At 68.7% G+C, this 12,913-nt stretch carries 13 protein-coding genes and 1 tRNA gene; 7 read left to right on the plus strand and 7 right to left on the minus strand.

Annotation, left to right across the window (positions count from 1 at the left end):
• The 3 genes from G7A99_RS03140 to G7A99_RS03150 all read left to right on the plus strand — a co-directional run.
• Window positions 1-1,340, plus strand: a 1,340-nt coding sequence (locus G7A99_RS03140; protein ID WP_163138823.1) for a bifunctional diguanylate cyclase/phosphodiesterase, incomplete at its 5' end; no start/stop codon positions are given.
• Window positions 1,337-2,191, plus strand: coding sequence for an HDOD domain-containing protein (locus G7A99_RS03145; RefSeq protein ID WP_163138824.1), 855 nt, complete (start codon window positions 1,337-1,339; stop codon window positions 2,189-2,191). The genes G7A99_RS03140 and G7A99_RS03145, both read left to right, overlap by 4 nt.
• Window positions 2,192-2,238: 47 nt before the next feature.
• Window positions 2,239-2,326: transfer RNA gene (locus G7A99_RS03150), tRNA-Ser, on the plus strand.
• Window positions 2,327-2,661: 335 nt separating this feature from the next.
• Here the strand turns inward: G7A99_RS03150 and G7A99_RS03155 are convergent.
• Together G7A99_RS03155 and G7A99_RS03160 are read right to left on the minus strand one after the other, a co-directional pair.
• Entirely contained in the window at window positions 2,662-3,231 is a 570-nt protein-coding gene (locus G7A99_RS03155) for an NADPH-dependent FMN reductase (RefSeq protein ID WP_163138825.1), read from the minus strand.
• A 237-nt stretch (window positions 3,232-3,468) separates the two neighbouring features.
• Entirely contained in the window at window positions 3,469-4,938 is a 1,470-nt protein-coding gene (locus G7A99_RS03160) for an MFS transporter (protein ID WP_163138826.1), read from the minus strand.
• A gap of 76 nt (window positions 4,939-5,014) precedes the next feature.
• On the opposite strand from G7A99_RS03160, the gene G7A99_RS03165 reads away from it, so the two are divergent.
• Window positions 5,015-5,863, plus strand: a complete 849-nt coding sequence (locus tag G7A99_RS03165) for a helix-turn-helix transcriptional regulator (protein WP_163138827.1) — start codon at window positions 5,015-5,017, stop codon at window positions 5,861-5,863.
• A 116-nt stretch (window positions 5,864-5,979) separates the two neighbouring features.
• On the opposite strand, the gene G7A99_RS03170 is transcribed toward G7A99_RS03165, so the two are convergent.
• The 4 genes from G7A99_RS03170 to G7A99_RS03185 all read right to left on the minus strand — a co-directional run bounded on the left by G7A99_RS03170 (window position 5,980) and on the right by G7A99_RS03185 (window position 8,771).
• Window positions 5,980-6,381 carry a hypothetical protein gene (locus tag G7A99_RS03170; RefSeq protein WP_163138828.1) on the minus strand — a complete coding sequence of 134 codons (402 nt, stop codon included), beginning with the start codon at window positions 6,379-6,381 and terminating at the stop codon, window positions 5,980-5,982.
• Window positions 6,382-6,512: 131 nt separating this feature from the next.
• Window positions 6,513-7,130 (minus strand): glutathione transferase GstA, encoded by a 618-nt coding sequence (gstA, locus tag G7A99_RS03175; protein WP_163138829.1) that lies wholly within the window; start codon window positions 7,128-7,130, stop codon window positions 6,513-6,515.
• Between the two features lie 152 nt (window positions 7,131-7,282).
• The gene (locus G7A99_RS03180; RefSeq protein WP_205599705.1) at window positions 7,283-7,681 is read right to left on the minus strand and encodes an alpha/beta fold hydrolase; all 399 of its coding nucleotides are present in this window, start codon (window positions 7,679-7,681) and stop codon (window positions 7,283-7,285) included.
• 127 nt (window positions 7,682-7,808) lie between these two features.
• Entirely contained in the window at window positions 7,809-8,771 is a 963-nt protein-coding gene (locus G7A99_RS03185) for a zinc-dependent alcohol dehydrogenase family protein (protein ID WP_163138830.1), read from the minus strand.
• Window positions 8,772-9,071: 300 nt separating this feature from the next.
• Between G7A99_RS03185 and G7A99_RS03190 the strand changes: the two genes are divergently transcribed.
• The 3 genes from G7A99_RS03190 to G7A99_RS03200 all read left to right on the plus strand — a co-directional run bounded on the left by G7A99_RS03190 (window position 9,072) and on the right by G7A99_RS03200 (window position 11,084).
• Window positions 9,072-9,947 carry a LysR family transcriptional regulator gene (locus tag G7A99_RS03190; protein WP_163138831.1) on the plus strand — a complete coding sequence of 292 codons (876 nt, stop codon included), beginning with the start codon at window positions 9,072-9,074 and terminating at the stop codon, window positions 9,945-9,947.
• A 154-nt stretch (window positions 9,948-10,101) separates the two neighbouring features.
• Window positions 10,102-10,707, plus strand: a complete 606-nt coding sequence (locus G7A99_RS03195; protein WP_163138832.1) for an HAD family hydrolase — start codon at window positions 10,102-10,104, stop codon at window positions 10,705-10,707.
• Window positions 10,704-11,084 carry a DUF4440 domain-containing protein gene (locus G7A99_RS03200; RefSeq protein WP_163138833.1) on the plus strand — a complete coding sequence of 127 codons (381 nt, stop codon included), beginning with the start codon at window positions 10,704-10,706 and terminating at the stop codon, window positions 11,082-11,084. Before G7A99_RS03195 ends, G7A99_RS03200 begins: the two co-directional genes overlap by 4 nt.
• Window positions 11,085-11,135: 51 nt before the next feature.
• Here the strand turns inward: G7A99_RS03200 and G7A99_RS03205 are convergent, their stop codons facing one another.
• Complete coding sequence (locus tag G7A99_RS03205; RefSeq protein WP_163138834.1) at window positions 11,136-12,854, minus strand: diguanylate cyclase; 1,719 nt, start codon at window positions 12,852-12,854, stop codon at window positions 11,136-11,138.
• Window positions 12,855-12,913: the final 59 nt, after the last annotated feature.

Raw genomic sequence — 12,913 nt, forward strand, 5'->3', positions numbered from 1 at the left:
GGAACCGCCGTCGTCTCAAGGAGGCTATCGAGCTCGCGATCTTTCGCGCCACCAGCCTCGATCGCCCGTGCTCGCTGCTGCTCATCGACATGGACCGGTTCAAACTGGTCAACGACCTGGAGGGGCACGAGGCCGGCGATCGTTTTCTCATCGAGGTCTCGCGCCTGCTGCGCCGCCACGCCGGGCATACCGACACGGTGGCCCGTATCGGTTCCGACGAGTTCGCCGTCCTCCTGGAAAACCTGTCCGCGGAGCAGGCGCTGGAACGTGCGGAATTCATACGCGGCGAGCTCGAGGGCTACGGCTTCCGTCATGGCGGCCGTCAGTATCGTACCTGCGCGAGCATCGGCGTCGCCGGCATCGAAGGCGGCACCGGCAGCGCGGCGGTCAGCGAGCTCATGGCGCAGGCCGACCAGGCCTGCTTCGTCGCCAAGCAGCACGGGCGCAACCGGGTGCATGCGTACAGCGAGGGCGATCCGGAACTGGACTACCTTCGTCGCGACCACACCTGGGCACCGCTGATCCGCGAGGCGATCGAGCGGGACCGGCTGTTCCTGTGTTTCCAGCCGATCGTGCGGACCCGCGACGGACGCATCACGCACTACGAGTGCCTGTTGCGTATGCGCGACCGCGACGGCAACGTGTGCATGCCCGGGGAGTTCATCCCCGTGGCCGAACGCACCGGGCTGATCCACCGGCTCGACATGTGGGTGGTGGACCGGGCGCTGGACTTCCTTGCAGCCCAGCCCCGCGGTGAACGCGACGTGCGCGTCTCGGTGAACCTCTCGGCCCATGCGTTCCTCAACCGCGAGCTCTTCGATCTGCTGGCACGGCGGCTGGAGATGAGCCGCGTGCCCTCGGACCGCCTGCTGTTCGAGATCACCGAGACCGCGGCGATCGAGAACATGGCCCGCAGCCGCGAGCTGATCGCCCGGCTACGGGCCCTCGGCTGCCGCTTCGCCCTGGACGATTTCGGCTCCGGGTTCAGCACCTTCAACTACATCAAGCATTTTCCGGTGGATTACCTCAAGCTCGACGGCAGCTTCATCGTCAACGTCGCCAACGATCCCGTGGACCAGGCCCTGGTGCGCCACATGATCTCCATCGCGCGCAGTCTCGGTAAGGAGACCATCGCGGAATTCGTCGAATCCGAGGCCGCCTTCGAGGCCGTGCGCGAGCTCGGCGTCGACTACGTCCAGGGCCACTACCTCGGCGAGGCCCGCGAGACCCCCATTGCACGGGTGGAACTGCCCGGCTATACCCCGACCGTTCCACCGGACGGCGATGGCGAACGCCCGGCCCCGCCGAGCGCGGACCCGCGCCGGGGGAGGGCGGGATGAGCGCCGGTCCCGTCGCACACGACCTCGTGCGCACGCTGCATGATCTGCCGTCCCCGCCGGAGGTCTACCGCCAGCTCACCGTCGAGCTCGACCGCCCGGAGTGGACTCCGGGGCGCATAGCGCGGGTCATCGGCGTCGACGCGGGGGTAACCGCCCGGGTGCTGCGCATGGTCAACAGCCCCTACTACGGTGTCGGCCGGGAGATCGCCACGGTGGAGGAGGCGGTCATGCTCCTCGGGGCGGAGGAGGTCCGCGGACTGGTGCTGGCGACGTCGGTAGTCGAGAGCTTCCGCGGGGTACCGGCGGAGCTGGTCAACATGGACGACTTCTTCCGCAACTCGGCGCACGCCGCGGTCGCCGGCGCCCGCCTCGCTGCACGGTCGACGGTGCGCATGGACCCGGCCCGGGCCTTCCTCGGGGGGCTGCTCCACGACGTCGGCAGCGTCGTCGTGTGCCTCCTGCTGCCGGAGGCGGCACGCAGCGCACTCCTCCACGAACTCCATGACAGCACGGACCCGCTGCTGACCATCGAGCGCGCGGTAATGGCCAGCGACGAGGCCGTCGTCGGCAGTGAGCTGCTGAGCGAATGGCACCTGCCCGAGGCCGTTGCGGCGGCCGTTCGCTGGCACGTGCACCCCGAACGCGCCACTGCCTACGACGGGCAGGCGGCGATCGTGCACCTAGGCAGCCGGGTCTCCATCGGCCTGCGTGGCGGCGTCGCCGATATCGGTGCGATCGTGCCGGAGACGGCGCCGGCGTGGACGTTGGCAGGCCTGGCGCCCCAGGACTGCGAGGGGTTGACCGACGAGATCGAGAACGCCTACGCCGAGACGGTGGCCCTGCTGCAATAGAGGGCGCTTGAGTCCCGCGACACCTCGGGGGAGAATAGCGCGCTCACGGAGGAGTGGCCGAGCGGTCGAAGGCGGCGGTCTTGAAAACCGCAGACCCGCAAGGGTCCGGGGGTTCGAATCCCTCCTCCTCCGCCACTACCGTCCACCGCGTGCCGCTGTCCCGGTGCCAGCTCCCGCCCGGATGCGGCCGCGCCGGCAAGAGGCTGGCGCGCCGGGAACCCCGTGATCAGGTAGCCACACAGGCCCGGGCCCGGCGACGACCGGAAGTGCCGGGCCGGCGGGGCGGAGGTTGTGGCAAGCGTTGACGGGTGGAGCGGCTTCACGGGCCCGGGCTGTGTCTCGACGGCCGTCCCGAATCCGGGGAGCGATCCGTTTCTCCAACCCGTTCGCGGGCTGGTCTCCCGCTCTGCGTCGTCGCGCGGGTAACGGGGTGGCAGCCGGCGTGGGCGGAGCACGCCGGCCCCGATACGTCAGCCCGCCGTTTTCACCAGGCTGTCCACGACGGCCTTCAGCATCTTCCTCGGGAATTCGGCGACGATCTCGCCGTCGCTGTCGAAGCCCTCATGAGCCCCTGCAACCGAGACCATCTGCGGCAGGACCCGGGCGCCCAGCTGCAGCTCCAGCATGTGGCGCAGCGCCATCAGCCCCCGGTAGCCGCCGAAGCCGCCGGGTGAGGCGCTGCCGAGCGCGAAGACCGGCTGGCCGAACGCCGCGCCCGCGCCGCCATTCTCCTGCACCCGCGACAGCCAGGCGAGCGAGTTCACGAGCAGGGGCGTGGCGTTGGCATTGTATTCCGGGCTCGCGATGAATATGCCGTCGTGGGTGCGGAAGCGTTCGTGCAGCCTCCCGGCCGCTTCCGGCACGCCGTCGTCCGCCTCGATGTCGCCGTTGTAGATCGGCATGTCGTAGTCGGCGAGGCTGATGTCGGTCACCTCCGCCCCGGCGTCCCTCAGATGTCTGACGGCGGCATCGAGGAGCCTGGCGTTGAACGAGCCGGTCCGGGTCGAAGCGGCGAAGGCCAGGATCCTGGGGGTGGTCATGGGGTTTTCCTCTCGAATGTCGTGCACTCAGGGCGATGGGGGATCATACCGGGCGGTCAGGACCCCGCCGAATCGGCGAACGCGTCGCGTCGATCCGAGACGGTCCGGACCACCCGGAGGATACCGCAGTTCGGGACCGGCGGGCATATAGCGGTTGCGGCCCACACTTCGCGCGCGGCGACCGCCACGGCGGGCCGGGACACCGGCCGTGCCCCGGCGGCGCGAATCTCCTCGACATCACGAGGCCGCCTGTCGGCGCGATATCCAGCCGATGAGGGCGGAGGCCACCAGGACCGCGGTCAGGTTATACGTCATCGCGCCGCCGAAGGCATCGGCATAGCGGGACGCATCGGTGATGTCCGCGCCACCGCGTCCGCCGAGGACCTGGACGAAGAAGATGCCGGCGATGGACACCCCGAAAGCGCCGCCGACCTGCTGCATGGTGGATATGAAACCGGCTGCCATGCCCGCATGGCGCGTCTCGACAAAGCTGATGACGAGATTGAGCAGTGGCGTCATCGACAGGCCCTGGCCGAAACCGAACAGCACGAGTGCCGGCACCAGGGTCCCGACCTCGCCGTGATCGGCGACCACGTAGGCATCACCGATGAGCCATCCGATCCCCGCGGCATAGATCAGGGCACCGCCGGCGATACCGGGATTACCCAGGCGCGTGACCAGCCTCGGGGCGAGCAGCGATGACGCGACGAATCCCATGCTCGCGGGGGCGAACAGCATTCCCGCCTCGAAGGGTGTGAGCCCGAAGCCGGATTGCACCAGAAGCGCGAAACACAGAAACAACGATGTGGCGGTCGAATAGATCAGAAAGACCACCACCGCGCCGGCGGAGAATCCGGGATCCCGGAACACCTGGAGATCGATGGCCGGATGGTGGCCGCGCACCGCGGCACGCCGCTCCCAGCAGACGAAGGCGAGCAGCAGCAGTCCCGATGCGGCAAAGCATAGCCACGTCCATGCCGGCCAACCGGTATTGGGCCCCTCGAGCAGGGGCAGGAGCAGCAGAAACAGGCCCGCCGTCGCCAGGGCGACCCCGGGCCAGTCCACGGTGATCGCGTGGGGTGCCCTCGACTCCGGTATCGAACGGGCGAGGCCGGCGGCGACGGCGCCGATCGGCAGATTGATGAGGAAGACGCTGCGCCAGCCGAGGCCGAGCAGGTCGCTCTCCACGATCAGTCCGCCCATCACCTGTCCGGCGATGGCCGCCAGTCCCAGTGTCATTCCGAGCAGGGCGAAGGCGCGACGGCGCCCGGCATCGTCGTAGAGCACGCGCAGCAGCGCGTAGACCTGCGGAAACAGGATCGCGGCGGTCGCGCCCTGCAGGAAACGCGCCGCGATCAGGGTCTCCGCGTCCGGTGCGATACCGCAGAGGAACGACGTGACGGCGAACCCGAGCATCCCGAGCACGAACAGCCGGCGGCGTCCATGAATATCGCCGAGGCGCCCGCCGGCGATGAGCAGCACGCCGAAGGCAAGTTCGTACCCGGCAATGACGAAACCGATCTCGGCGAACTCGGCGTGGAGATCGCCCTGGATGGAGGGGATCGCGACGTTGACGACGAACAGGTCGAAAACGGTGACGAACCCCCCAAGCAGCAGGATGACCAGCGCGATCACGGGGGGCGCCTGACGGTCGTCGGCCATCGCGCGTGCGGGGCATTCGAGGGCCGGTGTGCAGTTGTCGGACATGGTGGCTCCTTATCGTTGAAGCCATACGATAAGAGGCCTATTATCCTGTTACTATATAGTCAATTATACTATTACTATGGGCAACAGCACCGAGCGGCGTCTCCAGCGTACGCGGACCGAACTGTCGGATTTCCTGCGCCAACGGCGGGAGGCGCTGTCACCGCTCGACGTGGGACTGCCCGCCGGCAAGCGGCGCCGGACGCCGGGCCTGCGGCGCGAGGAGGTCGCGGCGCTCGCCGGCGTCGGACTCACCTGGTACACGTGGCTGGAGCAGGGCAGGGATATCACGGTCTCGAGCGCCTTCCTGGACGACGTCTCCCGCGTGCTCAAGCTCGATGAAACGGAGCGCCGGCACCTCTTCCTTCTCGCGCACCACCGTCCACCGGCCGTCAACGGGCGGCCGTGGTGCGAGCTGCCGCCCCTCGTTCACCGTCTGCTCGACGATCTGAACCTGCGCCCGGCGTACGTCATGAACCTGCGCTGGGACGTCGTTGGCTGGAATGCGGCCGCGCAGCGACTGTTCGGCTTCGCAGACCGCGACCCCGGCGAGCGGAACATGCTCTGGATGCTGTTCGCCGACGACGACGTGTCCCGCCGTATCGTGGACTGGGACGCTCAGGCGCCCGAGATCCTGGCGAGTTTCCGGCGCGATTACGCACAGGCGCCCGACGACGAGGACATGCTCGGCCTGGTCGAGGCACTGGAACGGCGATCGCCTTCGTTCGCCGATCTCTGGCGCCGGCACGACGTGCACGGTCGCTGTCGGGGCCTGCGCCGTTTCGTCGTCGACGACATCGGTACGGTCACGTTCGAGCATTCCACCTTCATCGTCGACGAGGAAAAGCACCTGCGTCTCGTTTTCTATGCCGCGGTCGAGCAGGACGAAGCGAGCCGGCGGTTCGAGCGGGAACGCTCGGAGGACTGACCGCGGAGGTTCACTCCCGGCCGGTCGAGCGCCGGCCCCGTGCCGAGCGGGACCGGCGCTCGAATGCGTCGAGGCTGGCGCACCCGGGAATGGCCACGGGGTGCGACCCTGCGCCATTACCGCTTCCCGACCGCGATACGATCGGGCTCGTTTTCCACAACGGAAAGCGCGGTCCCTTCGATGGCGACGTAAACGGCCTCGCGCGGTGTCATGTGTCCCTGAACCGCATTCGGCCTCACTTTCCCGGCGGCGGCCATGTCATCGACCTCGATGAAGCAGCCCGTGGCGTGGGCGATCTGCTGAGCGACCTCGTCAAAGCGATCGAAGTCCAGGTCGTAGTCAAGGGCCCGGTCACAGGCGCCGTCCAGATCGGGGGCGACGCTCTCGCCGCCCTCGCGTACGGCATTCGAGCAGGCGGCAAGCAGGCCCGCGCTGACACAGAAGACGAGTATTCTCGCAAACATAACGCTCATCAACTCCTTCGTGCGTGCGTTGCCGCCGGGGCCGTGTCCGGTCACCGACGGCGGGTGCCCGTTCCGGGACGTCGGGATTATACCGGCGACCCGGCGCGCGAGGGCAGCGAGAGCGGCGAGAGTGCCGCGGAGGGGCCTTGCGGGAGGCGCCCCGACGGCAGTCTGCCCGGCGGGGCTTACGCCACCGGCGGAATGTCGGCCTCCCGCGCCCGTGCGGCGGCCACGGACGGCCGTGCCTCGATCCGGTGTATGTAGTCGGCGACGGTCGGCCAGCGCTCGAGCGTGATCCCGAAAAACGGCATCCAGCCGAGGACGGTAAAGAGGTAGGCGTCCGCGACCGTAAAGCCATCGCCGACGATGTGGGCCCGGCCGGCGAGCGTCGTATCCACGACATCCAGGCGCCTGTACAGCCGGTCCCTGAACACGTCCTGCACCGCACCGGGCAGGGTCGCGTTGAACAGCGGGGCGGCCCCGGCATGGAGCTCGCTGGTGATGAAGCTGAGTCCCTCCTGAAGCCGTACGCGTTCCAGTGTCCCGTTCGGCGGGGCGAGCCCGGCGTCCGGCACCAGGTCCGCGAGGTACTGAAGAATGGCCGGTCCTTCGGTCAGCACGTCGCCGGAATCGAGCTGCAGTGCCGCGACATAGCCCTTCGGATTGATGGCGAGGAAGTCGCCGTTCTCCGACGTGCGCTTCGTCCGGTTATTCACCCGGACGAGGTCGTAGGGCAGGCCGAGCTCCTGGAGTACGACATGCGGCGCGAAGGAGCAGGTATCGCTGGCGAAATAGAGTTTCATCGGTGGCTCTCCTGTCACGTGGGTGCCGCGACAGACAGTGAGACACCGGGTAACAGAAGTAAAATTACTCGAAAAATAATCTGATATAAGTGTTTCTACTATAAGGCGGTTTCGGTGTCGCGTTCTTCATCCGGGGCCACGAACACTGTGACCTACTGTAAGGGCCACGCCAGGAATTCGTGGACGGCGTCGACAAAGACCCGCGACGCGGGCTCGCGTCCGAGCAGCAGGTGGCCGTCGCTTTCCAGGCCGAGGAACTCCGCCGCGTGAATGGTCGCGGCGATGTCGCGCCCGGTTGCCGCCGGAATTCGCTGATCGCGCAGCGAACGAAACACGAGCGTCGGTAGGCGCACCTTCGTGGGCTGTGCGCGGACGTCGATATCACCGAAGGTCGACAGGGATATCACGGCGTTGGCGGGCGAGGTCGTGGCGCGCTGGAATTCGTTGAACCACGTCAGCCCGCCGGCCGTCGCGCCGGGCATGAACGTCGACGAGAAGATCTGCCGGCAGGCCGGATTGTCCTGGCCCCAACCGGTCGCCGTCAGCGTCATGACCGCCTCGCGTTGGCGAATGACGTCCTCCGTCGCGTCGATGCGCCAGCCCGCCGGATAGCCGCCGAAGAGGATCAGACGCGAGCCCCGGTCCCGCGCATTCGGCCCGCCGCGGCCCTGGGCGGATTCACGGCCCCCTGTCGGTGACACCGAATCGAATCAGCGGTTTCGTCGTACCCGGTATCGAGAAATGCCGGATGGCGTCGCGCCACTGTGCGAGCGCAAAGCGGGAGGGCTCGGGCAGCGCGGTTTGCCGCAGACGGGGCCATAACCCGCGAAATGCCTGCTGCCATGTCGCCGCGTCCATCACGGCAAGCTCGTCGCGAAGGTGGAATCGGTGCAGTCGGGCACGGTTCGAGCGTGAGGGAGCGACCGGTCGACCGCTCAGCAGGCCGTACCCGATGAACGCGCTGCCGGGCTTCATGCGCCCCAGTATCCGGGTGGCGAGCGGGCCGCCGAGGGCATCGAAGGTCAGGTCGACCTCCGCGGCGAGGCGATCGAGCGTGCGATGATCGTCCTGGGATACGGGAAGGATTCCGCGTTCGGCCAGACCGGCCGCGCGGCCGGGGGACCGGTGGATCCCGTACACCGCCACGGCGCCGTCGAACCGCGCCCAGGCGCCGAGCAGCGCGGCACATGTCGATCCCGCCCCGGTCAGCAGCACGCGCCTGCCCCGGACCGACCAGAGCCGCAGCAGCGTCGTCGCCGCCAGGGGATTGATGTAGGCGCGTGCGGCAAGGAGGTCGTCGACATCGTCAGGTACCGGAACGGCGAGCCGGGGATCGCAGTCCACGAGGCGTTGCCAGGTCCCGGCACCTCGCAGGGGCAGGACGCGCCGCCCGATCAGCCCGGAATACGCCGGGGCTGCCTCGACCACCACGCCGACGCCCTCATAGCCGGCCACCGCCGGCAGCGCGATCCGGTGCGCGTAGGCGCCGGTCACCGGGATCAGGTCGGAGGGATTGACCGGGGCCAGCGACATGGCCACGCGCAGGGCACCCTCCGGTCGCGGTGCCACGTCGGTCTCCGCCAGTTCAAGGGTGTCCAGCGGCGGCCCGAACGAGCGGTAGCGGAGCGAGGCGTTCTTCATCGGGGCTCCCTGCGGGCGGGGACATGCGCCGCGGCGTGGGCGGTTCCTGGGTGAACGCCACGGTAGCAGAGGGCGGGGGCGGGTTCATGCCGCCACGCCGCCCGGCCCCGGTCGTGCCGGTCGTGCCGGTCGTACACGTCCCCGCGTTCGGCCGGCACGACACCAACGATCGTGGCCGCCGGCGAGAGACGGTGTACGCTGGCGCTCGATACCGGGGACGCGTCGGCGCCACGGATACCGGGCCGGCAGGAAGACGAGGCGGCATCCCGCCCCGTTTGAATTGGTATGATCCCAGCCACTATGAACCTCACACAGCTGCGCAGCCTGATCGCCGTCGCCGAGGCAGGGAGCTTTACCGCTGCTGCCGAGTCCGTCGGCATCACGCAATCGGGCATGAGTCAGGCACTCAGGGCCCTGGAGGAGACGCTGGGCACCACGCTGCTGGTCCGCCAGCGCCATGGCGTCGAGCTGACGGCGTTCGGCGAACGGGCCCTGGCGCATGCCCGTAGCGCCTTCTCCCACCTGGAGGCGATGCGGCGCGAGGCGGCCATGGCCGCGGGCGAGGAGGCCGGCTCGATTCGTATCGCCGCGTTCCCCAGCGTCTACGCGACGATACTGCCGCCGCTTCTGCGGCGTTACCGCTCGCTCTATCCCGACGTGGCGGTCGTGGCACTGGAAACGGACGACCGCGAGGTCGAGGCCTGGCTCGCGGCCGGCACGATCGACCTCGGGGTCGTGCTCAACCCGCCCCGTGACGGCGACGCCATCGCGATCGGCGAGGACGCCTGGGTGGCGGTCATGCCGGTGGGGCATCGCCTGGCCCGTGGCGGCGGCGCGGTGTCGCTCGCGGCGCTCGCAACGGCGCCTTTCGTACTGGCCACCGGCGGGTGTCATGTCCATGCGGGCACCATCGTGGAAGCGGCCGGGCTGTCGCTGGTCGACGTACGGGTGGAAGTGCGTGACTGGGCCAGTGCCGTGGCGCTCGTGCGCGAGGGTGTCGGCGTCAGCCTGGTGCCGGAATCGACCCTGCCCGAGCGGCGCAAGGGGCTGCGTGTGGCCGGACTCGACCCGCCGCTCTGCCGCCGCTTCGGCCTCGCGGCCGCCCCGGGGCGGGCGTCGTCGCCGCCGGTAGAACGGATGCTCACGCTGGCGGGGACCGTGGTCCGCGGCAGGTGACGCCCACCGGTCCGGGACGGGGTATCGCCGCGGAACACGGGCCCGGTCGGGATCACGGGGCACGACGGCCGCTGTGGCGCTGTGCCGCATCGCGTAGACTGATCCGTCCGCAGGCATTCACCGTGACACGACGGCTGGACCGTCCGGAGGACGCATGGATTACCGCACGGGCATCGACGCCGTGGCATTCGATCTGGACGGCACCCTGGTCGATTCCCGCCTCGACTTCGCCGCCATGCGCCGGGAACTCGGGTTTCCCGAAGGGATCGGCCTTATCGAGCATATGGAGACCCTGGATGATGCCGCGGCGGTGGAGCGGGCGTGGACGGTGATCCAGCGTCACGAGATGGCCGGGGCCGAGGCGGCGACGTGGATCCCCGGCGCACGGGAACTGCTGACGGACCTGAACCTCATGGGTGTCCCCGTGGCCATCCTCACCCGCAACGCCCGCGTCACCACCGAGGCCATGCGCCGTGCCCTCGATATCCCGGTGGACCTGATACTCACCCGCGAGGACTGCCGGCCGAAGCCCGATCCGGACGGCCTGTACCGTATCGTGGCGCGCCTCGGCGTGGCCGCCGCGCGCATGATGTACGTCGGCGACTTCGTCTACGACCTGCAGACCGCGCGCGCCGCCGGGGCCCATGCGTGCCTGCTGCGCAACGGGCACAACGGCCATTTTACGACTGAGGCGGACCTGATCGTGGACCACCTCGACGAGCTCGGGGCGCATCTCGGTATCGGGCGTTCTGCGGGGTGACGGTGGCCGACGAGCTGGAGGCACTGGAGCGGGAGCTGCACCGGTCCGTACGGCGACGGTCCCGCGAACGGCTGCTGGTGTTGCTGCATCCGGATTTCCGCGAGATTGGCTACTCCGGGCGGGAGCACAGCCGCGACGCCATCCTTGCAAACCTGAGCGACGGGGAACCGCCCGGCGTTCACGCCGAGGGATTCCGTTGCCGACGTATCGCGCCGGGCACCGTGCTGGTGACGTACCGCTCGGCACGCGTATCGGCGGACGGTCACCTGAGCCGGCACGCGCTACGCTCCTCCGTCTGGCTCAGGGAGGCCGGGCACTGGCGAATGATCTTTCACCAGGGAACGCCGACGGGACAAACCAGCGGGCATACCACCTAGCGGGCTACGGCGGCCGGCCCCGCATGCCCCCCGCCCGTTTCCGACGAGCCGCTACGCCGGCGGTCTCGAGGTTCCCGCGCGACCGGCGATGCGCAGACCGTTACGACCGCCGGCCTTGGCCGCGTACAGGGCCTCGTCGGCACGCCGGAGCACGCGTTCCATATCCTCCCCCGGCCGGGCCAGATAGGCGCCGACGCTCACGGTAAGCGGCTGACCGACGGAGCGGGCGTCCGATTCGATGCTCGCGCGGATGCGTTCGGCGATCTGGCCGAGTATCCGGGCGTCGCAGGGCGAGAGCAGGACCAGGAACTCGTCGCCACCCCAGCGCGCGGCATGATCGTAATCGCGGAGGCTGGCACGGAGCAGCCGTGCCACCTCGGTGAGGGCACGGTCTCCGGCGGAATGGCCGAGGCTGTCGTTCAGGCTCTTGAAGTGATCCAGATCCAGCCAGATCACCCCGAAGGCGTGGTGATCGCGTGTACTGCGGGCGATGGTCTCGACGATGAGCTCGGTCATGCCCCGGCGGTTGCTGAGCTCGGTCAGGGGATCGATGCGCGCGAGGTTGTGCAGGGCCTCGGTGCGCTCGGCGACCTTGCGTTCGAGCTCCGAGGTCTGGGACCGGATGGCGCCGGCCATGCTGTCGAAGTGCTGGATCAGCCGGCCGATTTCCCCCGGCGCGGAGGGTAGGGCGGCGGGGGTGAGATCGCCGCGGCGCACCCGGTTCATTGCGCTCTCCAGGACCCCGATCGGCCCGAGAATCTGCTTCTGCACCGCCAGGTGGAAAACGAGCAGGCTCGCCAGCAGGGCGGCGGCGAACACCGCCGCCACCGGTGCGAACCGGTTCACCGGCATCAGGGTGTCGAGGTCGAGCAGCGTGACCTCGTACCAGCCGATGGTGGGCAGATAAGCGATACCGGCGAGGTGACGCTCGCCCCGGACCGAGACGAAGTTGGTACGGACCGTCGCCGGTCCCGTATCCCCCTGGCGCAGCGAGAGCATCATTTCCTGGATTCGCGCCTCGTCCGTCGGCGTGTCCAGGAGCAGGTCGATGGTGTTCTTCTGGCCCTCCGGCTTGACGATGGTGGCGAAGTCGATCAGCCGCTGATCGCGGTAGAGCTGGATCGCGCCGTTGTAGTCGACGAACAGCGTCGTGATGCCCGGCTGACTGAGGTCAACGGTATCCCGCAGGAAGTCCTCGAGATCCAGGCCCGTGCCGACGATGCCGAGAACCCGGCCGTCGTCGGCACGCAGCAGGACGTCGATCCACAGCTTGGTGACCCCCAGCTCGTCATCGGGATTGACGTTGAGATGGAAATCCCGCCCCGCCTCGATGAGCCGGTAGAACCAGGCATCGGCCGGATCCTTCGGGTCCAGGTTATAGCGCAGTTCCCGGCCCTCGAATTCATTGTCCGCATTGTTGTGGTAGTAGGCGCCGGAGTCACGCAGGGCGACGAAGTAGCTGTTGCTGCGGAAATTGCGCCGGAAGCTCTCCATTTCCTGGAGGGCCTGCTGCCTGAGCGCCCGGTCATCCGGGGCGTTCGCCCAGCGGCGCAGCACGAGCGAGTCCGCCAGCTGGCGGGAGAGCGCGATCTCCCGCTCCAGCGGCTGCAGCAGCCGGGCGCTGTCGTACTGAACCTGGAGTTCGGCGGTCCGTTGTCCCCACTGCTCGATAATCCCCTCGGCGATGCGCTGAAAGGCCGCCCAGGCGGCGACGGAGGCCAGCACGATCAACGTCGCGGCAAGGAGCAGGAATCGGGTCTTGAGGCTCACGGACTCCCCCCCCTAGCGAAACGTTTCATTATCGTTCGTCACGGCGTGGCGAATAGCCG

The organism is Arhodomonas sp. KWT, from assembly GCF_010993615.1.